Below are 23,912 nucleotides of genomic sequence, written 5' to 3' on the forward strand. Positions count from 1 at the left end.
CATTCAGGAATCCAGCGCAATTATGAATGTCCTGATCGTTGATGACGAACCCCAAGGCCGTGAACGCCTCAGCCGGCTACTCGGCGAACTGGAGGGTTACACCGTGCTGGAGCCCAGCGCCACCAACGGCGAGGAGGCCCTTGCGCTGATCGAAAGCCTCAAGCCCGATGTGGTCCTGCTGGACATCGGCATGCCAGGCCTGGATGGCCTGCAGGTAGCCGCTCGCCTGTGCGAACGCGAGGCGCCGCCGGCGGTGGTGTTTTGCACCGGGGATGACGAATACGGTGCCGAGGCATTCAAGGACAGTACCCTCAGCCATGTGACCAAGCCGTTCCAGGCCCAGGCGTTGCGCGATGCCTTGCGCAAGGCCGAAAAACCCAACCGCGCCCAGTTGGCGGCGCTTACCCGGCCGGCCAATGAAGGTGGCGGCCCACGTAGCCACATCAGTGCCCGCACGCGTAAAGGCATCGAGCTGATTCCTTTGCCCCAGGTGATCTATTTCATTGCCGACCACAAATACGTCACCTTGCGCCACGAGGCCGGGGAAGTGCTGCTCGACGAGCCGCTCAAAGCCCTGGAGGATGAATTTGGCGAACGCTTCGTGCGTATTCACCGCAATGCGCTGGTTGCCCGCGAGCGCATAGAACGCTTGCAGCGTACCCCGCTGGGGCACTTTCAGCTGTACCTGAAAGGCCTGGACGGTGATGCCCTGACAGTCAGCCGCCGGCATGTTGCCGGCGTGCGCAAGATGATGCAGACCCTCTGACACGGCGCCCGCATGGCAAGGGCTGTGCCCTTGTTTGCGGGTAAACCCGCTCCCACAGGTTGATCATTGGCCTGTAGAGCGGCACCTCACCCTGTGGGAGCGGCTTTAGCCGCGAAGAGGCCCTCAGCTGATCCACATCTGCAAGCGATAAAGGAGATGCTGTTATCATCGGCGGCATTTCTCTGGATCGGGGCGTTCCATGTCCACTCGCGAAATCCGCATTGCCACCCGTAAAAGTGCCTTGGCCCTGTGGCAGGCCGAATACGTCAAAGCCCGCCTGGAGCAGGCCCACCCCGGTCTGCTGGTGACCCTGGTGCCCATGGTCAGCCGGGGTGACAAGCTGCTCGACGCGCCGCTGGCAAAAATCGGCGGCAAGGGCCTGTTCGTCAAGGAGCTGGAAACCGCCCTGCTGGACAACGAAGCCGACATCGCCGTGCATTCGATGAAAGACGTGCCCATGGACTTCCCCGAAGGCCTGGGCCTGTACTGCATCTGCGAGCGTGAAGACCCGCGTGATGCCTTCGTTTCCAACACCTTTGACAGCCTTGAAGCGCTGCCTGCCGGCAGCATCGTCGGCACTTCCAGCCTGCGCCGTCAGGCCCAGTTGCTGGCGCGCCGCCCGGACCTGCAAATCCGCTTCCTGCGGGGCAACGTCAATACGCGCCTGGCCAAGCTGGACGCCGGCGAGTACGACGCCATCATCCTCGCCGCCGCCGGCCTGATCCGCCTCGGCTTTGAAGACCGCATCACCGCCACCATCAGCGTCGATGACAGCCTGCCGGCTGGCGGCCAGGGTGCGGTGGGCATCGAGTGCCGCAGTGCCGACCTCGAGATCCACGCACTCCTGGCGCCGCTGCACCATGCCGACACCGCCGACCGGGTAGTGGCCGAACGCGCCCTGAACAAACACCTGAATGGTGGCTGCCAGGTGCCGATTGCCTGCTACGCGGTGCTCGAAGGTGACCAGCTTTGGCTGCGTGGCCTGGTTGGCCAGCCGAGCGGGGGTACCCTGCTGGTGGCCGAAGCCCGTGCCCCTCGCGCTGGTGCCGAGACCTTGGGCGTACAGGTGGCCGAAGACCTGCTGGGCCAAGGTGCCGAGGCCATCCTCAAGGAAGTCTACGGCGAGGCCGGCCACCCGTGAGCCAATGGCGCCTGCTGCTGACCCGGCCTGCCGAGGACTGTGCGGCGCTGGCGCAAAGCCTGGCGGCAGCGGGGGTGGGCAGCAGCTGCCTGCCGCTGCTGGCGATAGAGCCCGTCACCGTGGAGCCCCGGCAGCGTCTTCTGCTGGAAGGCCTGCATGGCTTCCAGGCGATCATCGTGGTCAGCAAGCCAGCTGCCCGGTTGTTGCTTGAGCAACTGGCCGAAGCCAGCCTGCAGCCGCCACGGCAAGGCTGGTTCACCGTGGGTGAGGCAACCGCTGCAGTGCTGCAGGGCGCCGGGCTGGAGGTAAACACTCCGCCGCGTGGCGATGACAGCGAAGCCTTGCTGGCGTTACCGGCCCTGCTTCAGGCCGTTGCCGTGCCTGCAGCGCGTGTCCTGGTCGTGCGCGGCGTCGGAGGTCGCGAACTGCTGGCAGAGCGTCTTGCAGAGCAAGGTGCTAGTGTCGAATATCTGGAACTGTATCGTCGCTGCCTGCCGGATTACCCGGCGGGCACCCTGAAGCGCCGCATCGAAGCGGAACGCCTCAATGGCCTGGTGGTCAGCAGTGGGCAGGGTTTTGAACATCTGCAGCAGCTGGCTGGCGCGGATTGGCCGCAGCTGGCACGCCTGCCGCTGTTCGTGCCCAGCCCACGGGTTGCCGAACAGGCCCGGGCCGCTGGGGCCCAACAGGTTGTGGATTGCCGTGGCGCCAGTGCCACGGCCTTGCTGGTAGCCGTGCAGCGCAGCGCTGCACCTGCCTCTTAAGGCGCTAAGCTGAACGCGATGCGCCCCCATGCAAAGGATGGATACGTGAGCGAGACTGTCTTGTCCAATAATGATCAGCCGTCGGCACAGGCGCCGGCGGAACCTGTCACCGCCCCACCTGCCAAGCGCTCCGGCAGTGGCCTGGCAGCGCTGGCCTTGCTGCTGGGTGCGGCCGGGGTGGCAGTAGGTGGCTGGGGTGTCTGGCAGGTACGTCAACTGCAAGGCAGCGAGTTCAACCAGGGCCAGCACATCGAGGCGCTCACCCAGCGCGCAGAAGCCCTGCAGCAGCGCGAACAGCAGATCAGCGCGCAACTGGCCAGCCTGCCGGCGGCCAGCGAGCTGGAAGACCGCCGGCGCCTGGTGGCGCAATTGCAGGGCGACCAGCAGCGTCTCAGCCAGCGCCTGGAAACCGTGCTAGGCGAAAGCCGCAAAGAGTGGCGCCTGGCTGAAGCCGAGCACCTGTTGCGCCTGGCTACCCTGCGCCTGTCGGCCTTGCAGGACATCACCAGCGCCAAGGCCCTGGTCGAAGGCGCCGACGAGATCCTGCGCGAGCAGAGCGACCCGGGTGCCTTCGCTGCCCGTGAGCAACTGGCACGCAGCCTGGCCACGCTCAACAGCACCCAGCAACCGGACCGTACCGGCCTGTTCCTGAAACTGGCTGCACAGCGTGAGCTGGTACAGCAGCTGAGTGCGCAGTCGCCCGAGTTCGACAGCAATGCCGATGCGCTGGGTGCCCTGACCGCCGACGGCGATGGTGCCAGCCGGCTGTCGCAGTGGTGGGCAGAAATCTCCAAGTACTTCCAGATCGACTTCAACGCCGATGAAAACGTGCGGCCACTGCTGGCCGGCCAGCAACTGAACCAGCTGCGCCTGGCCCTGAGCCTGACCATCGAGCAGGCCCAGTGGGCGGCGCTCAATGGTGACGCCAAGGTCTACACCCAGGCGCTGGACGACGCCCGCAGTGTGTTGTTGGCCAACTTCAACGCCGACAACCCGCAAAGCAAGGCCATGCTTGAGAGCCTCAATGCCCTGGCCGATCAGCCGGTGTCGGTGGTTACCCCCGACCTCAGCGAAAGCCTGGCGGCCGTGCAGGCCTACATTCAGCGCCGTCACCTGCCGGCTGAGGCTGAAGGGGGCAAACCATGAAGCGTGTCTACCTGCTGGCCGTGCTGGCAATCGTGATTGCCGCGGCACTGGGTATTGCGGTCGCCAAGCACAGCGGTTACGTACTGCTTTCCTATGGAAGCTTCCGCTATCAATCGGGGCTGTGGGCGGCCTTGGCCGGGCTGCTGGCCGTGGTCGCTCTGTTGTGGCTGTTGCGTTACCTGGTCGGCCTGGTGCTGACCTCCAGCGGTGTGGTCAACCCGTGGTCGCGGCGTAATCGCAGCCGGCGCATCCGTCTGGCCATCGAACAGGGCCAGCTGGACCTTGCCGAGGGCCGCTGGGCCAGTGCTCAACGCCACCTGCACCGTGCCGCCGAGGCTGAACGCCAGCCGCTGCTGTACTACCTCGGTGCCGCCCGTGCTGCCAACGAGCAGGGCCGCACCGAAGACAGCGACAACCTGCTGGAGCGCGCGCTGGAGCGTCAGCCGCAAGCAGAACTGGCCATCGCCCTGACCCATGCACAGTTGCAGATGGACCGTGGTGAAAGTGACGGCGCCCTGGAAACCCTGTTGGCCATGCAGGAACGCCACCCTCACAACGGCCAGGTGCTGCGCCTGCTGCAGCGCCTGTACCTGCAGCGCGGTGACTGGTCGGCACTGATTCGCCTGCTGCCCGACCTGCGCAAGGGCAAGGTGCTGCCTGCCGCGGAGCTGGCCGCTTTGGAGCAACGCGCCTGGGGCCAGAACCTGAGCCTGGCCACCACCCGTGGCGAAGATGCGCAAAGCGCACGTCAGGCCCTGGAACGCGCCTGGCAGCAGCTGACCGCGGCCCAGCGCCAGGAGCCGCAACTGGTGCTGGCCTACGCTGAGCAATTGCGCCAGGTAGGTGCCCAGAACGAAGCCGAGCAGGTGTTGCGCACCGCCCTCAAGCGTGGATACGAAAGCCACCTGGCCCGCCTGTACGGCCTGGTGCGCGGTGATGACCCGGCGCGCCAGCTGCAAACCGCCGAAGGCTGGCTCAAGGATCACCCGCAAGACGCCAGCCTGTTACTGACCCTGGGCCGCCTGAGCCTGCAGAACCGGCTGTGGGGCAAGGCGCGGGACTACCTGGAAAGCAGCCTGCGCATGGAACGCAACCCCGAGGCCTGTGCCGAACTGGCTCGCCTGCTCGCTGGCCTGGGCGAGACCGAGCGAAGCAACCAGCTGTTCCAGGAGGGCCTTGGCCTGCTGGACGAGCGCCTGCTGGCGCTGCCCCTGCCAGAAGGCGTACGCGCCTGACCCACCCCAAAGCCCGCGCCAAGGTGCGGGCTTTGGCGTTGGGTAACTTTTCTACCGCTGCCAGTTAGATCTGCAGTGCGGTTCCTCAGCCGCCTCCTACCGTATCGCTTGAAATTTCCTACGCCATTCAGCGACTTGTCGCTACTGTCGCGCCTTGATACAAAGCGCATCTTTCCTCTACCGTCTCACACCACAACATCTTCCCCGGGACTTTCACCGCCCATGCTTCCGGCCCGTTTGCGCACTTTTTTCCTTCCTGCCTGCCTGGCCGCATTGGCGGTGCTGGTCGCGTCATACCACCTGGAAAACATACGGGGGTTGGTGCCGTGCCCGTTGTGCTTCAGCCAGCGGCTGCTGCTAGCGGTGTACGCACTGCTGAGCATGGCGGCGGTGCTGCAGGCACCAGGCACGCAGGGCACCCTCCATTACGCACGGGCGACGCTGGGCTGCACGCTGGCTGGCGCGTTGCTGGCGGCACGGCATGTCTGGTTGCAGGGGGCCAGCGGTGCTATCCCTGTATGCCCGGTACCGATCGGGCGTGTGTTCGAGCAATCCTGGAGCGAGGCGGCGCGGCAATTGCTGCTCGGCGGCCCCGAATGCAGCTCGCTGACCTGGAGCTTTCTCGACCTGACGCTGCCTGAGTGGAGCCTGCTGGCCTTCTTGTTGCTGGCCGTGCCGCCCTTGAGTTGCCTGCTGGCGTATCGTTTCCGCACCCTGGCAAGAAGTTGACCTGGAACAAGGCTGGGCCACTAGCGCGACCAATGGCGTATTAACAGGGTATTAAACACTTGTATGAACTTTGTCCGCTGCGTACCTTGATGGGCAGCACGCGCGGGAATAATCTCCCAGCACGCATACCGAAAATACAACTGCTCGATGCCGTCCTGCTGATGTCACCTTTGTGCTGCGCGGTCGTGGTGCGAGGTGCAGCGGCATCTACCCAGAAGGGAAGAGATTGCCATGCTCGATAGTTGTCAGAATGCCCAGGAACGCTGGGGTGGGGTTCACAAGCTGATCGACCGTTGGCTGGATGAGCGCCAGGAACTGGTGCAGGCTTTCCGTGCTTTGCGCGATGTGAAGCCGGCCTTCGCCGACAAGGATACGCACGGGGACTTCTGTGCTCTCCTTGTCGACTACGTTTCGGCGTGGCACTTCGAGGTCAGCGAACAATTGGTCAGTGAAGCCAAGGAATTTGGTGACACGCGCGGTCTGGAGCTGGCCACGCAGATCAATCCTCGCATCGATGACAGTACCCAGATTGCTCTGGCCTTCAACGACCATTGTACAAAAGGTGAGTGCTCGGACCCGGCTCGTTTTGCCGAGAAGCTGACCAAGTTGGGTGCCCTGCTGCACGAGCGCTTCGAACTCGAAGATTGCCTGATCGAAGTGCTGCACAACGCGCACAAGGAAGAAGGCACAGTCGAGGCCTGAAGGTTGGCGTCAGTCGCCAACCGCCAGCAATTCGATCTCGAACACCAGGGGCGTGTAGGGTGCGATCAGGTCACCTGCGCCTTCGGCGCCGTAGGCCTGCGCTGACGGGATTACCAGGCGCCATTTGGCCCCGGCGTGCATCCTTGGCAAGGCCACCTGCCACCCTTCGATCACCGAATCCAGGCTGAACCACTGGGGCGCCTGGTTCTGGTCGAACACCGAGCCATCCGGCAGCCTGCCCACATAGCGCACCTGCACTTTACCGCCAACTTTGGGCTGCGCGCCTGTGCCTGGCTGCAGTTCACTGTAGAGCACACCTTCCGGTAGTTCGCGTACCCCATAACGGCCACGCTCGTTGGCCATGAAGCGTGTTTCGGCTGCCTGCAACTTCTGCGTGGCGGCGTCACCTTCCTGGGCTTCGTGTTGCTGGAGCACGGCCTGCATACGTGCTTTGTCGAGCTTCAAGGGTTGCCCCTGATAGGACTGTTTCAGGCCTTCGACCAGTGCGTCCAGTTGCAGGCCAGGCATATCCTGGCGCAGACGCTCGCCCAGGCTGGCGCCCAGGCTGTAGGCGAGGTCATGGTCGTTGCTGTCGGCCATTGCAACTGGCACCAGCAGGCATAAACCTAATACAAGATATCGAGGCAATGCCCTGACTCCCAAATATCAGCAATGATTAATTCAGCAACTACACTTTCACGCAGCTGCAAGATAACAACTTTGCCCAGGCATGCAACGCGGCGTAAATATTACTGTCAACATGCCCTAGCGGCGGTAGCAGCAGAAGCATAGTATGAGCCGCAATCTCGTCAGCCAGGAGGTAAACCATGTCGGCCAAAAAGAAGCCAGTAAGTACGCCGTTACACCTGCTCCAGCAACTTTCGGGCAGCCTGCTCGAACACTTGGAAGATGCCTGCTCGCAAGCGCTGGCTGATGCGGAAAAACTGCTGGCCAAACTGGAAAAGCAGCGTGGCAAGGCCCAGGAAAAACTGCACAACGGTCGCCTGAAATTGCAGGACGCCGCCAAGGCAGGCAAAGCCAAGGCGCAGTCCAAAGCGCAAAAAGCCGTTGGTGAACTTGAAGGGCTGCTCGATGCCCTCAAGGAACGTCAAACCCAGACCCGCTCTTATATCCAGCAACTCAAGCGCGATGCTCAGGACAGCCTCAAGCTGGCCCAAGGTGTAGGCAAGGTTCGCGAAGCCGCCGCCAAAGCCCTTGACCAGCGCGCCGTCAAAACCACCAAGCCTGCCGCTGCCAAGCCAGCTGCCAGAACCACCGCAGCCAAACCTGCCGCGAAGCCAGCTGCCAAGGCTACTGCTGCAGCCAAACCTGCCGCCAAGCCAGCTGCCAAAACCGCTGCTGCTGCCAAGCCAGCCGCTAAACCGGCTGCCAAGCCAGCCGCTAAACCGGCTGCCAAGCCAGCCGCTAAACCGGCTGCCAAGGCTACTGCTGCTGCCAAACCTGCCGCCAAGCCAGCTGCCAAGACTACTGCTGCAGTCAAACCTGCCGCGAAGCCAGCTGCCAAGGCCACCGCTGCAGCCAAACCTGCCGCGAAGCCAGCTGCCAAGGCCACTGCTGCAGCCAAACCTGCTGCGAAGCCAGCTGCCAAGACTACTGCTGCAGCCAAACCTGCCGCGAAGCCAGCTGCCAAAGCGGCTGCTGCTGCCAAACCCGCAGCGAAGCCAGCTGCCAAAGCGAGTGCTGCCGCCAAACCTGCGGCCAAGCCTGCTGCCGCTGCCAAACCTGCAGCCAAGCCAGCGCCAGCCAAAGCCGCTGCCGCGAAACCAGCTGCGAAACCAGCGGCCAAGCCTGCTGCCGCCAAGGCTCCTGCACGTCCGGCCGCCAAGCCATCTGCCGCCAAGCCTGTTGCCAGCAAGCCAGCCGACGCCAAACCTGCTACGCCAGCCGTCAGCACCCCGGCCGCAGCAACCAACTCGGCCACCCCGGCCGCTTCGGCAGCACCGTCGGCACCTGCCAGCACCCCGGCTCAGGCACCGTCTTCGGCGTCCTGAAGCGCAGCCGCCGCGACGCGCAACAGATCCAGCGCGTCGTGGTGTCGGGCAGGCTCCGGCGCCAGCCGGGCCAGCCAGTCGTCCGTGGGCTCAAGGGAGTCCGCGGGCCACTGTCGCGAGCATTCCTGCATACGCGCGAGCAGCGCTTTTTCTGCCTGTAATTCCAGCCCCTTCAGCTGCTCACGCAACGCCGCCAGTTGCGTATCACCCGACGCTGACTCTCGCCATTGCTGGCGCAGGCTGCGTAACGGGCCGACCACTTCCCGCTGCCAGGGCTCGGCAATGTCGTGCAGGGCTTGCGCGCGCGCGTCCAGCAGGGCCACGCCACGTGCCTGCAGCCAGGTGGCGCACAGCAGCAGGCAGACATCGCCACCCTGCGCCTGGAGTTCAAGGCAGGCCGCTTCCACGCCGGGCCTGGCATACAGGGCCAAGGCGTAATTCCACAGGTCGGTGTGCATGGTTCCACTCGCGCTATGGGCCGAGGAAGCTGGTAGACTCCGCGACCATCATGATCAGACTAACCAACCTCACTTTACAGCGTGGTCCGCAGCGCTTGCTAGACGGCGCCGACATGACCCTGCACGCCGGTCACAAAGCCGGCCTGATCGGCGCCAACGGCGCCGGGAAATCCAGCCTGTTCGCCTTGCTGCGCGGTGAGCTGTCGCCCGATGGTGGCGATTGCCAGCTGCCCGGCGACTGGCGCATCGCCCACATGCGCCAAGAGGTCGACACCCTCGACCGCCTGGCCGTGGACTATGTGCTCGACGGCGATCTTCGCCTGCGCAAGGTCCAGGCCGAACTGGCTGCGGCCGAGCAGACCCACGATGGCACCGCCCTGGCGCGCCTGCACAGTGAGCTGGAAGGCGCCGACGGCTATACCGCCGACGCCCGTGCGCGCAAATTGCTGGCGGGCCTGGGCTTCACCAACGAGCAGATGGACCGCCGCGTCGGCGACTTCTCCGGTGGCTGGCGGATGCGCCTGAACCTGGCTCAGGCGCTGATGTGCCCGTCCGACCTGCTGCTGCTCGACGAGCCCACCAACCACCTGGACCTCGACGCCATCCTGTGGCTGGAAGACTGGCTCAAGGGCTACCCCGGCACATTGTTGCTGATTTCCCACGACCGTGACTTCCTCGACGCCGTGGTCGACCATGTGCTGCACGTCGAGCACCGCAAGCTGAACCTGTACAAGGGCGGCTACTCCGCCTTCGAGCGCACCCGTGCCGAACGCCTGGCGCAGCAGCAGCAAGCCTACGAGAAGCAGCAGGCACAGCGCGCGCACATGGAAAAGTACATCGCCCGCTTCAAGGCCCAGGCCACCAAGGCCCGCCAGGCACAAAGCCGGATCAAGGCCCTGGAGCGCATGGAGGAGCTGTCGGCTGCGCATGTCGACTCGCCGTTCGACTTCGTCTTCCGCGAGTCGCAGAAAATCTCCAGCCCGTTGCTGAGCCTGTCCGAAGGCCGCCTGGGCTATGGCGACAAGGCCATCCTCGACAAGGTCAAGCTGCAGCTCACCCCGGGTGCGCGCATTGGCCTGCTCGGGCCCAACGGCGCCGGCAAGTCGACCCTCATCAAGAACCTTGCGGGTGAGCTGGAGCCTTTGTCGGGCCGCCTGGTCCGTGGCGAGAACCTGGCGGTTGGCTACTTTGCCCAGCACCAGCTGGACTCGCTGGACGACAAGGCCAGCCCGCTGCTGCACCTGCAGCGTATTGCCCCCACCGAGCGCGAGCAGACCCTGCGCGACTTCCTCGGTGGCTTCGACTTCCATGGCGCCCGCACTGACGAGCCGGTGGTGAATTTCTCCGGTGGCGAAAAGGCCCGCCTGGCGCTGGCGCTGATTGCCTGGGAACGGCCGAACCTGCTGCTGCTCGACGAACCAACCAACCACCTGGACCTGGAAATGCGCCTGGCGCTGACCATGGCGTTGCAGGAGTTTGCCGGTGCCGTGGTGGTGGTGTCGCACGACCGTCACCTGCTCAAGAGCACGACCGACGACTTCCTGCTGGTGGCCGATGGCAAGGTCGAAACCTTCGACGGAGACCTGGACGACTACAGCCGTTGGCTGGTCGAGTACCGCCAGCGCAGCGCGCCGGCCAGTACGGCCCCGGTCAACCCGGACAAGACCGACAAGAAAGCCCAGCGCCAGGCTGCCGCAGCCTTGCGCCAGCAACTGGCCCCGCACAAGAAGGCGGCCGACAAGCTGGAAACCGAGCTCAACCAGGTGCACGTGCAACTGGCCGAGATCGAGACCGCGCTGGGTGACGGTGGCCTCTACGAAGCGGCGCGCAAGGACGAGTTGCGTGACCTGCTGGCGCGCCAGACCAAGCTCAAGCAACGCGAAGGCGAGCTGGAAGAAGCCTGGATGGAAGCGCTGGAAACCCTCGAAAGCATGCAGGCCGAGCTCGAGGCGCTGTCCTGATGGAGGAACTGCGTTCGCTGCTGCCAGGGCAATGGATGGACACCTTCTGGCTGGGCTTGCAGATTCTGTTGATCCTGGTGGCGGCCTTCGTACTGCAGCGCATCGTTGCTCGCGGGTTGAGCCGCCTGGGCCAGCGTTACCCGCTGCCACCAGAGCTGCTGGTACCGGTGCGTGGCGGCCTGCGCTGGCTGATCATGGGCAGCGCACTGCTGTTCGTGCTGGAGCGCCTGGGCGTTTCGGCGACCGTGCTGTGGACGGCGCTGTCCGGCTTTGTCGCGGTGGCGGCGGTGGCCTTCTTCGCCATGTGGAGCGTGCTGTCCAACCTGCTGTGCGCGGTGCTCATCTTCACGGTCGGGCCGTTTCGCATTGGTGATGTGGTCGAACTGGTCGATACCCTGGACAAGCCGGGCGTGAAAGGCCGGGTGATCGCGATCAACCTGCTGTTTACCACCCTGCTGGAAATGCCCGAAGCGGGCGGGGCGCTGGTGCAGGTGCCCAATAGCCAGTTCTTCCAGAAGTCGGTCCGGCGCTGGCGCGGGGCCGAGGTACAGGCCCTGCACAAAGAAACAGCTGCCGAAGCTGACTGAAGCTGTATTGGCCCCTTCGCGGGCATGCCCGCTCCCACAGGTATCCCACAGGGTCTGAAAACTGCACAGTACTTGTGGGAGCGGGCGCGCCCGCTAAGAGGCCGGTACAGGCGATAGAAAATCCATCAGAAATCCCTGGTTATTTTTTCACCAAAACCTTAGCTTAACCTTTTGCAACAAGTGTTCGAGCGAGGTGTGTGATGTCGATGGAAGTATGGTTGGGCTTCTTTGCCGCCTGTTGGGTGATCAGCCTGTCACCCGGTGCCGGGGCGATCGCCTCGATGTCCAGCGGCCTGCAATACGGCTTCTGGCGTGGTTACTGGAACGCCCTGGGCCTGCAACTGGGCCTGATTGTGCAAATCGCCATTATTGCCGCCGGCGTCGGCGCCATCCTGGCCGCCTCGGCCACCGCCTTCCAGGTCATCAAATGGTTCGGCGTTGCCTACCTCGTATACCTGGCCTACAAGCAATGGCGCGCCTTGCCGATGGACATGTCCGATGAGTCCAGCGTGCGCCCTATCGGCAAACCGCTGAGCCTGGTGTTCCGCGGCTTTCTGGTCAACGTCAGCAACCCCAAGGCACTGGTGTTCATGCTGGCGGTACTGCCGCAGTTCATCAACCCGCATGCACCGCTGTTGCCGCAGTATGTGGCAATCACCGTGACCATGATCACCGTGGACATGCTGGTGATGGCGGGCTACACCGGTTTGGCCTCGCGGGTGTTGCGCCTGCTGCGTACACCCAAGCAGCAGAAACGCTTGAACCGGACGTTTGCCGGGTTGTTCATTGGGGCGGCGACCTTCCTCGCTACCCTGCGTCGCGCGCCTCTCTGACAGACCGCCGGGGCCTGGTCTGGCCCCAACTCTATTTCTGCTTGTCTACCAGCCCCGTCAGCAAGTCCACCGGCATCGGGAAGACAATGGTCGAGGTCCTGTCCCCCGCAATCGCCCCCAGCGTCTGCATATAGCGCAACTGCATCGCCCCAGGCTCCTTGCCCAGCATCTGCGCAGCCTGCATCAGCTTCTCCGACGCCTGCAATTCCCCCTCGGCATGGATCACCTTGGCCCGCCGTTCGCGTTCGGCCTCGGCCTGCCGGGCGATGGCGCGGATCATCGATTCGTTGAGGTCGACATGCTTGATCTCGACGTTGGCCACCTTGATGCCCCAGGCATCGGTTTGCGCGTCCAGCACCTGGCGAATGTCCGCGTTCAGTTGCTCACGTTCTGCCAGCAGCTCATCCAGTTCGTGCTTGCCCAGCACCGCACGCAGCGTGGTCTGGGCCAACTGGCTGGTGGCTACCAGAAAGTCCTCGACCTGGATGATCGCCTTTTGCGGGTCGAGCACGCGGAAGTAGAGCACCGCGTTGACCTTGACCGAAACGTTGTCGCGGGTGATTACATCCTGTGGTGGCACATCCAGCACCACGGTGCGCAGGTCTACCCGCACCATTTGCTGGATCACCGGGATCAACAGGATCAGCCCCGGCCCCTTCACCTGCCAGAAGCGCCCCAGCTGGAACACCACGCCGCGTTCGTATTCGCGCAGGATGCGAAACGCCGACAGCAACAGCATTGCCAGCACGATCAGCACGGCACCAAAACCCAGTTGCATGAACATGGTTAGTCTCCTTGCGCCGCAGGCGCGGCGGCGCTCACGTCCAGCATCACGCCATGGCGCGCGGTCACCCGCACGTTCTGGCCAGCTTGCAGCGGCGTTGCGCACTGCACTTGCCATTGCTCGCCCTGGGCCAGTACCACGCCACGGAACGGGTTGCCTGCCATCACTTGGGTGACGGTGACCAGGCTGCCGACCAGGCCGGCGTCACCGCTGACCAGCGCGCGTTGTCGTGCCTTGAGGGCCATGCCCAGCACCCCGCCGATAAACAGCGCCGAGAGCACTGCCAGGGTGCCGATCAAGGCCAGCGGGATGCCGAAGCCGGGTGCGTCAGTGTCGATCAGGATCAGCGCGCCGACCACAAAGGCAACGATGCCGCCAAACCCGACCACGCCGAAACTGGGCAGGAAGGCTTCGGCGATCATGAAAGCGATGCCCAGCAAGATCAGCGCCACCCCGGCGAAGCTCACCGGTAACAGCTGCAGGGCGTACAGTGCCAATAGCAGGCAGATGCCGCCGACCACGCCTCCCACGGTAGAGCCGGGGCTCATGAATTCAAACAACAGGCCGTACACGCCGACCATGATCAGGATCAGCGCCACGCTGGGGTTGGTGATGACCGCCAGTACCCGGGTGCGCCAATCCGGCAGGTGCTCTACCAGGCTGGCGCCGGCTGTCTGCAACTGGTGTGGCTGGCCGGCGGCCTCCAGCGTTTTGCCGTCGAGTTTGCGCAGCAGGGCAGGCAGGTCGTCAGCTACCTGGTCGATCACATTCAGCCGCAAGGCTTCGCTGGCAGGGAGGCTGACAGCCTCGCGCACGGCCTTCTCCGCCCAATCGGCATTGCGCCCGCGCAGCTGCGCCAGGCCGCGGATGTACGCAGCGGCATCGTTGACCTGCTTGCGGGACAAGGTTTCATCATCGCTGCCTTTGGCCTTGTCGTCCTTGGGCGCACCTGGGGGGCCGCCAATCTGTACGGGCGTGGCGGCCCCCAGGTTGGTCCCGGGGGCCATCGCGGCAACATGGCTGGCGTAGAGAATATAGGTGCCGGCGCTGGCAGCGCGGGCACCGCTTGGAGCCACGTAGGTGGCAACCGGCACGGGGCTGGCGAGAATCGCCTTGATCATCTGGCGCATGGCGCTGTCCAGGCCACCTGGGGTGTCCAGGCGGATCACCACCAGTTGCGCGCCCTGGGCCTGGGCCTGGTCGAGGCTGCGTACCAGGTAGTCGGCGCTGGCCGGGCCGATGGCATCATCGATGCCCAGCACCCACACTGCAGCGGGCGCTGCCTGGCCACCTGGCGTGATGCCAAGCAGCAACAGCAGCAACAGCCAGCGCCAGCAGCGGGCGATCACCTGTCGTCACCTCGTTTGACCCTATTACACAAGTTTAGCCCTGGCTGGCTCCAGCCGGCCTAAAATTGGAGATTGGGGGGCGAAACCGGAGGTGCATCATGCGTATGGCAAAGACCCTGCAGGCCCGCCTGGACAAGGCCAACTGCGACTACGACATCATTCCCCATCCACACTCGGCCACCAGCCTGGAGTCGGCCCGTACGGCCGGCGTGCCCGCCGAGCGGGTCGCCAAGTCGGTGATGCTCGATGACCGGCATGGCAACTACATCATGGCCGTGCTACCGGCCAACCGGCATCTGGACATGACCAAGGTGCGCATGTCCGGGGCCTGGCAACTGACCCGCGAAAGCGGCCTGCCGAGCCTGTTCGGCGACTGCGAGCGCGGCGCCGTACCGGCCCTTGGCGACGCCTACCAGATAAAAATGCTGCTTGATCCGAGTCTTACTCGCCAAGGCGATGTCTATCTGGAGGCGGGTGACCACGATCACCTGATCCACATGAGCATGGAGCAGTACATGAAATTGGTGCCGCACGCCGAAGTGCGCGAGCTGTGCTGATGTTTTCACACCCATGCCAGACGGGCGTCGTGGACGGCCTGCCTGGCGCTCAGGAGGAACCATGGAAGCGCCGACCCATCCCTTTGCCGACTTGTTCAAACAGTTGGGCTTGCCCGACGATCCCGAGAGTATCGATCAGTTCATCACCAGCCATTCTCCGCTGAAGAACGAGATAAAGCTGGTGGATGCGCCGTTCTGGACCGACTCCCAGCGTGCTTTTCTCAAGGAAAGCATCATTGAAGATTCCGATTGGGCCGTGCCGTTCGACCAACTTAACGAAGCGTTGCGCCGCCCCCGAAAATAAAGCGCCGAGCGGCACCTGACGAGTGATTGGCCGTTGCTATGCTCAGGAAAACAATAAGGGGATAGCGCGATGAAAGATCCCTATGCACCAGGTTTCTGGTGCTCCGTGACGATCCTGGGCACCCTGACGGCCAGTTACTTCTATGGCATCAGGCAAACGCAACAGATGAACCAGGCTGTGCACTTCCTGTATGCGGCTGCCGCTGTCACGGTGGCGGTGGTATTGGTGGCGCTGACCTGGATCGCCTGGCAACAGTTGCACCTGAACAAGCGCGAAGTGATTCAGGGACGAACGTTGCTCACCATCTGGAACACCAAGGTGGCGCTACGCCGCGTCGAGACGGTATTCGACCGCTATTTCTGGGGCAGCTACTGGCATTCGGGGCGCACGTTCGAAGAAGTCATGGGCGAGCTCAAGGGCACGCCGCTGGAGCAGAGCCTGGATGCGCTGAAGCGCCAGTGCCGGGCACTGGACCGTGAAATCCATGACCACCATCACCATTGGCTGGCCAATGCCCGCGACCTGTCCAGCGTAGCCCAGGCCATGGCCCGTGAACGCTACCAGCTGGACCTGGGCGAGCCCACCTGCAGTGGCAATGGCAATACTGCCGTGCTCAACCGTGACCTGGAGGTGCTGGTGTACACCTGGTCGGCGCGCCTGCGCAGCTTCGACCATCAACTGGACGAGCTGGAGCGCGCCTACCATTGAGGGGCGTCATTCGCCGCGGATGTACTGCTCCAGCTGCTGAATCAGGCTGGCCTGTTCGGTGATGGTTTCCTTGACCAGGTCGCCGATCGACAGCAGGCCGAGCAGCTTGCCGTTGTCGACCACCGGCAGGTGACGCAGGTGACGGTCGGTCATCAGGTTCATGCAGAAATCGAGCTTCCGCTTGGGCTCCACAGTGACCACGGGTGCGCTCATGATTTCGCGCACCGGGGTGGCGGCGGAAGAGCGGCCCTTGAGGACCAGTTTGCGCGCATAGTCCCGTTCACTGACGATACCCACCACCTGGTCGCCCTCGACCACGGGCAACGCACCGACGTTTTTCTCCGCCAGCACTTTCAGGGCGTCGAGCACCGAGTCATCCGGGCCGATGGTGTAAACGGTCTGGTGCTGGGACTTGGTCTTGAGGAGTTGTTCGACGGTCTTCATACGGGCCTCTGCGGGTGAAAAAAGCGCTGTCTCGGAGTAACTAAAGCATCCGGCACGGCGCTCTGCACGGCAATGCAGGAAACGGCATGGAGTCGATTGAAAAACGTCATCAGCCGTCATTGCGCCTACGGGCAACCGGTCGCGGCCACCTCCTGGCTCGCTTCCTTGAGTGCCGCGGCCACAGCAGCGGCATCGTTGGCGGTATACACCCGCCCGCCGGTATTGCTGGCTGCGCAGTTGGAGCCGGTGCTGGCGCTGATGTTGACCACGTTGATGCGCAGGCGCGGCTGGTTCTTGGCGATCTGTTCCGACACGCTGCACACACTGGTACCGCAACTGTCCCGGCCATCCACGAACATCACGATCACGCCATCCCGGTCACGGCCGTTCATCTTGCTGGCGGCTGCTTGCAGGCTGATACCCAGCCCCGTCCCGCCACGTGCGTTCAGGTCGGCCACCCGCTTGACCAGGTCTTCGCGCTGGCCAGGGCCAAAGACCCCGTGGTCCACCGGGCTGCGGCAGCCGTCGAAGGTGACCAGGCGCATGTCCACGGCCTTGTCCAGGTCGCCGATCACTGCGGTCAGCGAGCTTTTCGCCACGTCCATGCGGGTGAGCCGTTGCGGCTGGTTGTTGGCCAGCAGTTCGTCAACGTAAGGAATGCGGGCCAGCAGGCCGATGTACCAAGGGTCATCTTCCTTTTTCACCCTGATGCGCTGGTCCATGGAGCCCGAGGTGTCCAGCACCACCGCAAACTCCGACGCCTGGAAGGCACCCCCCGGGGTACAGATTGCAGTCTGCGTATAGCCCTGCCAGCGCTGGTACAGCACAGGCCAGCTGCTGTACAGCCAGTAGAGCAGGAGCAGTAACAGGCCAAACAGCAGCCAGGGCCACAGGCGCAGGCGGCGGCGTTCGGTCATCACCACGGTTCGTGTCCGGGTGGGCTTGGGGGTTGGTGCGGGTTTTGGCTTGGCCGGCGCGGGCTGTCGCGGTGCCGGAGGTGGCGACACCACGGGCGGCGCAGCGACAGGTGCCGGCTGCCCCCAGCGAATCACCAGGGGTTCGTCGTTGATGCTGTACAGGTTGGCAAGGTCGGGTCGGCCGATCAGTGTGCGCAACGCTTCGGCTGCGGGCGCCTGGCCGCGCCGTTGCAGCTCATCGGCCAATTGGCTGACGGCTGCCTGGCGCTCTTCATAGCGCTTGAGCAAGGCAGCCTGCTGCTCTCGGCCGAGGGTGGCATACAGATGCGGTTGCCCCTCCAGTTCAGACCACCATTCCAGCACACCGTCGCGGCCCTGCCGGGGTATCGCGTACAGGTGAGCGATGCCCGGCGGAAAGTGCTGGCGGATCAACGCCACCCTGAGTTCAAGCGCGCTGGCAGCATCCTGGCTGGCGTGGGTGTCGCGGTTTACCCTTTGCATGTCTTGTCCTAGTCGCAATCGGCTGTGCTGGAGACTTCCTGGCTGGCAAGCTTGATGGCAGCGGCAACCTGCCCGGCATCGCTGGCGGAATAGATGCTCCCACCCGTACTCTCGGCGACACAGCTGGCCAAATTGCTGTTGCTGATGTCGACCAGATTGACGCGCAACCTCGGCTGCTCGCGGGCAATCCGCTGCGCCACTGCACACACGTCCTGTTCACAGCCGTCGGCACCGTCGATGAACATCAGGATCACCCCATCGCGGTCGCGACCGTTCATTGTTTTGGCCGCCACATCAAGGCTGGCCGCCAGGGCGGTGCCATCATTGGGTACCAGTGCCTGAATACCTTTGATCAATGCCGGGCGCTGGGCCAGGGTGAACACGCCGTGGTCCAGCGGCGCGCGGCAGCCATCGAAGGTCACCACGCGCATATCCACCGCCGGGTGCAGGTCGTTGATCAGGTGGGTCAGGCTGCTCTTGGCCACGTCCATACGCACCGGGGCGCGGGTAAGTTGCGCGACACGCTGCTGATCGATGTTCGGGTCGTCATTGATGTGCTGGAAGAACCATTGTTCGTCTTCAAGGGTGGTGGCGACGTTGAGTAGCATCGAGCCCGAGGTGTCGAGCACCACGGAAAATTCGGGCGGCTGTATGCGGCTGTCTTTCACGCAGGCGAAGGGCGTGGCGGGGCGGTTGCCAAGCCAATGCTGCAGGTAGGGCCAGCCGAACCACAAGGCCAGGGCCAGCAACAGCAGGCCGAGCAGTGGCAACAAGAACCATGGCAGCCATACCCAGCGCCGACGTACCACGGGCGCGGGTCGTGGCGGCAGCGGTGCGGGCGACGGCTTGACCGGGGCAGGTTCCGCCCAGCGCACGACCAGCGGTTGGCCGTTGATGCTGTACAGGTTGTTCAGGTCGGCAGGCCCGATGAGCTTGCGCAGCAGCGCAGCATCATTGGCCTGGCCCAGGCTTTCCAGTTTGCTTACCAGCTGGTGTACGGCTTCCTGGCGCTCGTCGTAGAGGCGCAGCAACGCGGCCTGTTGCTCGGCGCCGAGGTCATGGTATCGGTGCGGTTGGCCTTGCAGTTCCGACCACCATTCGCGCAGGCCATCCTTGCCGTTGCGTGGGGTGGCAAACAGATGAGCGATGCTCGGCGGAAAATGCCTGACGATGATCGCCATGGCCTGTTCGAGCACCCGCAGGTCGTCCTTGGCGGGGCTGGTGTCGCGGGTGACCCGCTGCATGTGGATATCCTGAGAAGATTCGGCAGCCGAAGCTGCCGATGAGGTTTTACTCGTAACCCAGGCTCAGCTGAAGGCGGCTGACCTGTTGTTGAAGGGCCGCGAGCTTCTGCTTGCGGGCTTCGATCTGGGCGTTGCTGGCATTTTGCGAGGGTGCGGCCTGGTTAGCCTTGAGCTGCTGCTCCAGGCCGGCGATCTGCTTTTGCACATCGCTCTTGTTGCCATGGCGCGCCTTGAGCGTGCCGAGCAGGTCGTTCAACGATTTTTCCAGGCTGGCCTGCTGCCGTTGCTGGCTTTGCAGGTCCTGGCGGGTCGAGGCCTGCAGTGCACTCAGTTGTGCGTACACTTCGTTGAACTGGCGGTTCTGCTCCTTGGCGCTGAGCAGCTCCTGTTCGCTGTTGCGTACACCCTCGGCATAACCTCCGCCGTAATCGCAGTTGAGCTTGCCGATCAGGCTGGCGCTGCTGTCGGAGGCATTGCACTGGGAGGCAGTGGTCGCACAACCGGCAAGGCTGGCCAGCAGTGCCAGGCACAGGCAGTTACGTAGAAACATGGCGTGCACTCCTTCAGCCCAGGGTGATTGCCGAACGCTGGCTGTAGAGGCCATCGACCTCCTGCTGCAGCGAGGCGACCTTGGTGTTCATCTTGGTGATCTCGGCTTCGACCTTTTGCACTTCGGCCTGGCTGGCGCCGCCATCACGTTCAAGCTTGGCCACCTGCTGGTATTCGGTAACGCGTTTTTTCATGTTGGTCAGGTCCTTGCGCATCAACCCGATGTTCTGGTCGATGTTGGCGATATCCTGCTGGGCCTTGGCCTTGTCCAGGGTCTTGGCTTTCATGCTCTGCTGGATGCTGGCAATTTGTTGCTTGTCGTCGTTGATGACGCGTTGCAGCGTATCGCTGCGCTGTGCGACCTTGGCGGTTTCACCCTGCACTTCGGTAGTCATCGCGTTCAGGCGCTCGGTGGTATCGGCATATTTCGCCCGGCGCTGATCAAGGTAGTAGTTGGCGCCCATGGCCACACCGCACGCGCCGACACCGGCGATGATCGAGCAGGCTGCCTTATTGCCGGAGTTGGACAGCATGCAGGCAAGAATGCCAGCGCTGGCCGCGATGGCACAGGCCTGGAAGCCCGATGTGGTAAAGAACTTGGCATCGTTGCCGCTGGTCAGGCGCGGATCGACAGTGCCCTGGCTACCGGTCATCGAGCTACCGGTATTGGCACAACCGGTAACGGCCAGGCAAGCAGCCATCAGCAGACCCAACCAAGGGTTGATACGGGTGGATGTAGGGAAGTTCATGGTGGCTCCTGGATGTCCTTGGGTCAGTGTGCGACGGTCTTGCAGCTGTTCAGCCATGCGTTGGCATCAATCTTCTGTGTCTTGAGGAACGACATCTGGTTGGCCCAGTGGGTACGCAGATAGGGCGACAGGTCCTTGAGGTTCTTGTTGGCTTTGAACGAGCCGTCCAGCACTGGAACCTGGGCTTCGAGCAGGTCCTTGCCGTACAGCGAACCCGACTCCACCAGGGAGCTGGCGTAGTAGCGGCTGAGCTTGTGCAGGCGCTCCTGCTGCTCTTCGAGCTTGACCTTGCGCACGCCACAGGTCGGGTCTTCTTCACCGGCCTTGCAGTTGCTGGCGTAGTTTTTCTGCAAAAAGTCCAGGTACTGGCCGTCGTCGAGCATCTTGGTGCACAGGAAGGCGCCAAGGTTGAGGCTGGCGCGAATCGCCTGGTCTCGGGCTTCCTGCTGCTGCTGGTTGCTGGCGCGCAGTTGGTTCTCGACGGTCTTGAGCTGGTTCTTCAGGGCTTCGTCTTCCACGTTGGAAGCAAGCTCTTCCAGCGCCTTGACGGTGCCTTTCTGCTTGCTTTCGGCAGCTGGTTGATCGCTGCCCAGGTTGCTCCAGCTCTTCTCGATGTTTTTTACCCGGTCGCGCGAGGTGAGGGTCGGGGAAACCATGGCCAGGCGCAGGCCGTTGGTTTTCTTGGCCACTGCACCCTCGGCGTTGTAGTACGGCTCTTCCTGGCGCAGCGAGGTGCGCAGGTCGCTTTCGCTGGTCAGGTAGTTGCCACCGCGCACCACATAGCCACCGGCCTGGCCGTGCTGGCGGTCGAGCTTGTTCAGGCGGAACGGCTCGAACATCATCTCGCTGGCATTGCCGAGCATGTCATGCAGGCCCAGCGGGTTGGGCTTGAGCAGCCCGCTCAGTTGCAACTGGCCGTTGGCGGACTGCGCGCCGGCGAACCACTCGTAGGCATTCAGGCCTTCGGGCATGGGGTAGCGGCCATCGCGGAACTCGGCCGTGCTGACTTGCAAACCGCCACGCGCGGCGAACTCCCACTCCACCTCGGTTGGCAGGCGCAAGAAGCCTTGGGCGCCATCTTCGCGGGGCAGCTTGTCGGGTGCATTGGCACGCAACCAGCGGTTGTACTTGTCGGCAGCCTGCAGGGCGTCCAGCCACGACACCGATACAATCGGCAGGCGCTGCTTGTTGGAGGCGGTCGGGCAGGTTTCGTCCATCAACGCCTTGTACTGCAGCTGGCTCATCTCGTATTTGGCCAGCAGGTAGTAGCGCGACTTCTCACCTTTGGCACTGGTGAAACTGCCGGCAATGAACGCCGGGCGGGTTTGCTCGACATAGCCCCACTCGGCGCTGTCCTGGCCGATGTTGATGGGGTAGTCGTCCAGCGGGCCAGCCACCGGGATCATCACCTTGCGAAACACCATGGCGCCGTCACACGGCATGGGCAGCACCACGTCATCGGCGTCGGCCATGGGGTTGTAGTATTTCTCTTCCCAGGTCGCCGCTGTGGCTTGCAGCGCAAAGCCGAGAGCAAGTGGCGCCAGAAGCAGGCGGCTGTAGGCTTTAGAGTTCACGCAGGCTCTCCGCAGGTTGTATGCGTATGGCACGCAAGGCGCCGATCAGGGCGACCAGGCCGGCGACCAGGAAGGCCAGCAGCAGGGCGACCAGGCCATGCCATACGGTGATGTGACAAATGAAGGCGCCGGTTGCCTGGCTGCTGACCAGCAACCGGTCGAACAGCAGGCTGCCGAGGTAGTAGCTGCCAAGGCCGCCCAGGTAGCCCACCAGGCTCAGCACGAGTGCTTGAAGCACCACGTAGGCCGATACCGCGGGGCTGCTGAAGCCCAGCAGGCGCAGCACGGCCAGGTGCCGGCGCTTGCGATCGATGTTGGCCAGGAAGGCGCCGACCAGCGAGGCGATGCAGCCGATCAGGGCGGCCCCGGCAATAACGCTGAAAATCAGCCCGAGCACGTGGTTGATTGCCTTGACGCTGTTTATTTCTGCCAGGCGGCTGGCGGTTTCGATGCGCTGTTCGTTAAGCCAACGCTCCAGCGGTGCCACGCTGTCGATGTCCCGCGCATAGACCCGGGCCCGGGCGTAGCCGACGTTCAGGGCATCAAGGGCCTGGCCACTGCTTGCCCCGAGGCTGGCGACCAGATAACCGTCGCGATAGTGTTCCAGCTCCATCAGCAGCTCGGGGCTGACGAAGGCTGCAGGGCGGGCGAAGCGCACCGAGCTGACGATGGCACGCACCTGCAACGTGCGCTCGCCACGCTCGTTGACTTCGTTCAGGCGCCGGGCAACGCGCAAGCGCAGGGTGTCACCGGCCTTGGCGTCGAGCCGTTCGGCGGCTCGTTCGCTGAGAATCACCTGGTCGGGCGCCAGCTCACTCAGGTCTGTTGCCAATAAGGGATCGCCGGCCCGGGTAGGGATGACCTCGACGTTGTCGGCGAAGCGGCCGTGTGCACCTAGCAGGTCGGCCTGGGTGTTCAGCGAGCGGGTCTGGCCGATGGCGAAGCCCACCTCCGGGCGTGCCTGCAACCGTTGCAGCCAGGCTTGGTCGAAATGGCCGCTGCTGAGCATCTTGACCTCAAGGTTTCGGGGGTCGCTGAGCAGTTCCTGTTGCAGTTGGCTGACCACCCCGTGCTTGAGGCCGAACAGCAACAACAGCGGGGCAATGACAGCGACCAGCGAGGCCGCCATGCACAAGGAAACGTTACGGTCGTGCCAGAGATCGGCCAGGGATAACCGGGCCAGCAGCAGCAGGCGCTTATGCCATGGGTTCAAAGCGTGTTTCCCCTTGACCGTTGATGGCACCCAGGCGCGGCAGGCCGAAGCGTTCGACCAGAGCCCAGTCGTGGGACACGATCAAGGCGCTCAGCCCTAGCTCAGCCACCAGCTGCAGCAGCAGTTCGAACAGCCGCTCTGCATTGTGCGGGTCGAGCGCGGCGGTGGGCTCGTCGGCCAACAGCACCCGGGGTTCATGGGCGATGGCACGCACGCAGGCCACCCGCTGACGCTCGCCGATGGACAGCGCCTGGGGCAATTTGCCCAGCAGCGGTGCCAGGCGCAGTGCCTCGACAGCCTTGTCCACCGCCGTGCTGGCAGGTGGCAGGCCGAGCAGGCGGCGTGGCAGCAGGATGTTGTCGCGCACACTGAGAAAAGGCAGTAGCCCGCCGTTCTGCAGCACAAAGCCAAGCTCGCGCGAACGCAATGCCGCCAACGCTGGCTGCTGGTCGCTGGCCAGCAGGCTGGCCACGTCCTGGCGTTGCGGGCCAAGCCTGTAGTGCGTCAGTTGCTCAGGCTTGAGCAGCAGGCCAATGGCTTCCAGCAGTGTGCTCTTGCCGCAGCCGCTCTCGCCCGTGATGGCACGCACTTCGCCGGGTTGCAGGCACAAGGCGTCCAGCCGTACCCGGTGAGCCTGCGATCCTTCGCCTCGAACGACTAGTAGTCCCTTGATATCGAGCATATG

Annotated in this window: 26 protein-coding genes; 14 read left to right on the plus strand and 12 right to left on the minus strand. The window is 63.8% G+C overall.

From position 1 onward, the window contains the following. Positions 1-22: 22 nt before the first annotated feature. From PP4_RS00945 to PP4_RS00975, 7 genes are all read left to right on the plus strand, one after another. Positions 23-766 (plus strand): LytR/AlgR family response regulator transcription factor, encoded by a 744-nt coding sequence (locus tag PP4_RS00945; RefSeq protein ID WP_015268539.1) that lies wholly within the window; start codon positions 23-25, stop codon positions 764-766. 199 nt (positions 767-965) lie between these two features. Continuing rightward, positions 966-1,907 (plus strand): hydroxymethylbilane synthase, encoded by a 942-nt coding sequence (gene hemC / locus PP4_RS00950; protein WP_016497480.1) that lies wholly within the window; start codon positions 966-968, stop codon positions 1,905-1,907. Then, positions 1,904-2,671, plus strand: a complete 768-nt coding sequence (locus PP4_RS00955) for a uroporphyrinogen-III synthase (protein WP_016497481.1) — start codon at positions 1,904-1,906, stop codon at positions 2,669-2,671. The genes hemC and PP4_RS00955 overlap by 4 nt, the downstream gene beginning before the upstream one ends. A gap of 45 nt (positions 2,672-2,716) precedes the next feature. Next, positions 2,717-3,817, plus strand: coding sequence for a uroporphyrinogen-III C-methyltransferase (locus PP4_RS00960; RefSeq protein WP_016497482.1), 1,101 nt, complete (start codon positions 2,717-2,719; stop codon positions 3,815-3,817). Next, on the plus strand, positions 3,814-5,052 hold the full coding sequence (locus PP4_RS00965) for a heme biosynthesis HemY N-terminal domain-containing protein (RefSeq protein WP_016497483.1): 1,239 nt from the start codon (positions 3,814-3,816) through the stop codon (positions 5,050-5,052). The genes PP4_RS00960 and PP4_RS00965 overlap by 4 nt, the downstream gene beginning before the upstream one ends. A 222-nt stretch (positions 5,053-5,274) precedes the next feature. Continuing rightward, complete coding sequence (locus tag PP4_RS00970) at positions 5,275-5,781, plus strand: disulfide bond formation protein B (protein WP_041167479.1); 507 nt, start codon at positions 5,275-5,277, stop codon at positions 5,779-5,781. Between the two features lie 231 nt (positions 5,782-6,012). After that, positions 6,013-6,483, plus strand: coding sequence for an Rsd/AlgQ family anti-sigma factor (locus PP4_RS00975; RefSeq protein WP_016497486.1), 471 nt, complete (start codon positions 6,013-6,015; stop codon positions 6,481-6,483). 9 nt (positions 6,484-6,492) lie between these two features. Here the strand turns inward: PP4_RS00975 and PP4_RS00980 are convergent, their stop codons facing one another. Further along, positions 6,493-7,131: an FKBP-type peptidyl-prolyl cis-trans isomerase gene (locus PP4_RS00980; RefSeq protein WP_041167480.1), complete on the minus strand. Its 639-nt coding sequence runs from the start codon at positions 7,129-7,131 to the stop codon at positions 6,493-6,495. Between the two features lie 179 nt (positions 7,132-7,310). Here PP4_RS00980 and PP4_RS00985 point away from each other — a divergent pair, with 179 nt between their 5' ends. Next, positions 7,311-8,495, plus strand: coding sequence for an AlgP family protein (locus PP4_RS00985; protein WP_016497488.1), 1,185 nt, complete (start codon positions 7,311-7,313; stop codon positions 8,493-8,495). On the opposite strand, the gene PP4_RS00990 is transcribed toward PP4_RS00985, so the two are convergent. Further along, the gene (locus PP4_RS00990) at positions 8,471-8,953 is read right to left on the minus strand and encodes a TIGR02444 family protein (protein WP_016497489.1); all 483 of its coding nucleotides are present in this window, start codon (positions 8,951-8,953) and stop codon (positions 8,471-8,473) included. The genes PP4_RS00985 and PP4_RS00990 overlap by 25 nt on opposite strands. Positions 8,954-9,003: 50 nt before the next feature. Here PP4_RS00990 and PP4_RS00995 point away from each other — a divergent pair, with 50 nt between their 5' ends. From PP4_RS00995 to PP4_RS01005, 3 genes are all read left to right on the plus strand, one after another. Then, positions 9,004-10,914, plus strand: coding sequence for an ATP-binding cassette domain-containing protein (locus PP4_RS00995; RefSeq protein ID WP_016497490.1), 1,911 nt, complete (start codon positions 9,004-9,006; stop codon positions 10,912-10,914). Beyond that, positions 10,914-11,501: a mechanosensitive ion channel family protein gene (locus PP4_RS01000; protein ID WP_016497491.1), complete on the plus strand. Its 588-nt coding sequence runs from the start codon at positions 10,914-10,916 to the stop codon at positions 11,499-11,501. The genes PP4_RS00995 and PP4_RS01000 overlap by 1 nt, the downstream gene beginning before the upstream one ends. A gap of 200 nt (positions 11,502-11,701) precedes the next feature. Further along, a complete protein-coding gene (locus PP4_RS01005; RefSeq protein ID WP_016497492.1) occupies positions 11,702-12,334 on the plus strand; it encodes a LysE family transporter in 633 nt (210 codons plus the stop codon). A gap of 31 nt (positions 12,335-12,365) precedes the next feature. On the opposite strand, the gene PP4_RS01010 is transcribed toward PP4_RS01005, so the two are convergent. Beyond that, on the minus strand, positions 12,366-13,118 hold the full coding sequence (locus tag PP4_RS01010) for a slipin family protein (protein WP_016497493.1): 753 nt from the start codon (positions 13,116-13,118) through the stop codon (positions 12,366-12,368). Positions 13,119-13,120: 2 nt separating this feature from the next. Then, on the minus strand, positions 13,121-14,467 hold the full coding sequence (locus PP4_RS01015) for an NfeD family protein (RefSeq protein ID WP_016497494.1): 1,347 nt from the start codon (positions 14,465-14,467) through the stop codon (positions 13,121-13,123). Between the two features lie 98 nt (positions 14,468-14,565). Here PP4_RS01015 and PP4_RS01020 point away from each other — a divergent pair, with 98 nt between their 5' ends. The 3 genes from PP4_RS01020 (at position 14,566) to PP4_RS01030 (ending at position 16,036) form a co-directional block, all read left to right on the plus strand. After that, positions 14,566-15,024, plus strand: a complete 459-nt coding sequence (locus PP4_RS01020; RefSeq protein ID WP_016484356.1) for an aminoacyl-tRNA deacylase — start codon at positions 14,566-14,568, stop codon at positions 15,022-15,024. Between the two features lie 61 nt (positions 15,025-15,085). Next, positions 15,086-15,328 (plus strand): DUF2789 domain-containing protein, encoded by a 243-nt coding sequence (locus PP4_RS01025; RefSeq protein WP_016497495.1) that lies wholly within the window; start codon positions 15,086-15,088, stop codon positions 15,326-15,328. Positions 15,329-15,397: 69 nt separating this feature from the next. Then, positions 15,398-16,036, plus strand: coding sequence for a hypothetical protein (locus tag PP4_RS01030; RefSeq protein WP_016497496.1), 639 nt, complete (start codon positions 15,398-15,400; stop codon positions 16,034-16,036). A 6-nt stretch (positions 16,037-16,042) separates the two neighbouring features. Here the strand turns inward: PP4_RS01030 and PP4_RS01035 are convergent, their stop codons facing one another. From PP4_RS01035 to PP4_RS01070, 8 genes are all read right to left on the minus strand, one after another. Further along, on the minus strand, positions 16,043-16,480 hold the full coding sequence (locus tag PP4_RS01035) for a CBS domain-containing protein (protein ID WP_016497497.1): 438 nt from the start codon (positions 16,478-16,480) through the stop codon (positions 16,043-16,045). 125 nt (positions 16,481-16,605) lie between these two features. After that, positions 16,606-17,898 carry a vWA domain-containing protein gene (locus tag PP4_RS01040; protein WP_016497498.1) on the minus strand — a complete coding sequence of 431 codons (1,293 nt, stop codon included), beginning with the start codon at positions 17,896-17,898 and terminating at the stop codon, positions 16,606-16,608. Positions 17,899-17,906: 8 nt separating this feature from the next. Beyond that, a complete protein-coding gene (locus PP4_RS01045; RefSeq protein WP_016497499.1) occupies positions 17,907-19,142 on the minus strand; it encodes a vWA domain-containing protein in 1,236 nt (411 codons plus the stop codon). A 46-nt stretch (positions 19,143-19,188) separates the two neighbouring features. Further along, complete coding sequence (locus tag PP4_RS01050; protein ID WP_016497500.1) at positions 19,189-19,692, minus strand: hypothetical protein; 504 nt, start codon at positions 19,690-19,692, stop codon at positions 19,189-19,191. Between the two features lie 13 nt (positions 19,693-19,705). Beyond that, positions 19,706-20,440, minus strand: coding sequence for a hypothetical protein (locus PP4_RS01055; protein ID WP_016497501.1), 735 nt, complete (start codon positions 20,438-20,440; stop codon positions 19,706-19,708). Between the two features lie 23 nt (positions 20,441-20,463). Further along, complete coding sequence (locus PP4_RS01060; RefSeq protein ID WP_016497502.1) at positions 20,464-22,014, minus strand: formylglycine-generating enzyme family protein; 1,551 nt, start codon at positions 22,012-22,014, stop codon at positions 20,464-20,466. Next, entirely contained in the window at positions 22,004-23,227 is a 1,224-nt protein-coding gene (locus tag PP4_RS01065) for an ABC transporter permease (protein ID WP_016497503.1), read from the minus strand. The genes PP4_RS01060 and PP4_RS01065 overlap by 11 nt, the downstream gene beginning before the upstream one ends. Beyond that, positions 23,211-23,909 carry an ABC transporter ATP-binding protein gene (locus PP4_RS01070; RefSeq protein ID WP_016497504.1) on the minus strand — a complete coding sequence of 233 codons (699 nt, stop codon included), beginning with the start codon at positions 23,907-23,909 and terminating at the stop codon, positions 23,211-23,213. Before PP4_RS01070 ends, PP4_RS01065 begins: the two co-directional genes overlap by 17 nt. Between the last annotated feature and the right edge of the window lie 3 nt (positions 23,910-23,912).

This window comes from Pseudomonas putida NBRC 14164 (assembly GCF_000412675.1).
In the GTDB taxonomy this organism is placed as follows: domain Bacteria; phylum Pseudomonadota; class Gammaproteobacteria; order Pseudomonadales; family Pseudomonadaceae; genus Aquipseudomonas; species Aquipseudomonas putida.

Bases quoted from the DNA above. Each gene is read 5' to 3' on its own strand.
- PP4_RS00945 (WP_015268539.1), top strand. From the start codon at position 23: ATGAATGTCCTGATCGTTGATGACGAACCCCAAGGCCGTGAACGCCTC.
- hemC (WP_016497480.1), top strand. From the start codon at position 966: ATGTCCACTCGCGAAATCCGCATTGCCACCCGTAAAAGTGCCTTGGCC.
- PP4_RS00965 (WP_016497483.1), top strand. From the start codon at position 3,814: ATGAAGCGTGTCTACCTGCTGGCCGTGCTGGCAATCGTGATTGCCGCG.
- PP4_RS00970 (WP_041167479.1), top strand. From the start codon at position 5,275: ATGCTTCCGGCCCGTTTGCGCACTTTTTTCCTTCCTGCCTGCCTGGCC.
- PP4_RS00975 (WP_016497486.1), top strand. From the start codon at position 6,013: ATGCTCGATAGTTGTCAGAATGCCCAGGAACGCTGGGGTGGGGTTCAC.
- PP4_RS00985 (WP_016497488.1), top strand. From the start codon at position 7,311: ATGTCGGCCAAAAAGAAGCCAGTAAGTACGCCGTTACACCTGCTCCAG.
- PP4_RS00990 (WP_016497489.1), bottom strand. From the start codon at position 8,953: ATGCACACCGACCTGTGGAATTACGCCTTGGCCCTGTATGCCAGGCCC.
- PP4_RS00995 (WP_016497490.1), top strand. From the start codon at position 9,004: ATGATCAGACTAACCAACCTCACTTTACAGCGTGGTCCGCAGCGCTTG.
- PP4_RS01000 (WP_016497491.1), top strand. From the start codon at position 10,914: ATGGAGGAACTGCGTTCGCTGCTGCCAGGGCAATGGATGGACACCTTC.
- PP4_RS01005 (WP_016497492.1), top strand. From the start codon at position 11,702: ATGTCGATGGAAGTATGGTTGGGCTTCTTTGCCGCCTGTTGGGTGATC.
- PP4_RS01010 (WP_016497493.1), bottom strand. From the start codon at position 13,118: ATGTTCATGCAACTGGGTTTTGGTGCCGTGCTGATCGTGCTGGCAATG.
- PP4_RS01020 (WP_016484356.1), top strand. From the start codon at position 14,566: ATGCGTATGGCAAAGACCCTGCAGGCCCGCCTGGACAAGGCCAACTGC.
- PP4_RS01025 (WP_016497495.1), top strand. From the start codon at position 15,086: ATGGAAGCGCCGACCCATCCCTTTGCCGACTTGTTCAAACAGTTGGGC.
- PP4_RS01030 (WP_016497496.1), top strand. From the start codon at position 15,398: ATGAAAGATCCCTATGCACCAGGTTTCTGGTGCTCCGTGACGATCCTG.
- PP4_RS01035 (WP_016497497.1), bottom strand. From the start codon at position 16,480: ATGAAGACCGTCGAACAACTCCTCAAGACCAAGTCCCAGCACCAGACC.
- PP4_RS01040 (WP_016497498.1), bottom strand. From the start codon at position 17,898: ATGCAAAGGGTAAACCGCGACACCCACGCCAGCCAGGATGCTGCCAGC.
- PP4_RS01045 (WP_016497499.1), bottom strand. From the start codon at position 19,142: ATGCAGCGGGTCACCCGCGACACCAGCCCCGCCAAGGACGACCTGCGG.
- PP4_RS01050 (WP_016497500.1), bottom strand. From the start codon at position 19,692: ATGTTTCTACGTAACTGCCTGTGCCTGGCACTGCTGGCCAGCCTTGCC.
- PP4_RS01055 (WP_016497501.1), bottom strand. From the start codon at position 20,440: ATGAACTTCCCTACATCCACCCGTATCAACCCTTGGTTGGGTCTGCTG.
- PP4_RS01070 (WP_016497504.1), bottom strand. From the start codon at position 23,909: ATGCTCGATATCAAGGGACTACTAGTCGTTCGAGGCGAAGGATCGCAG.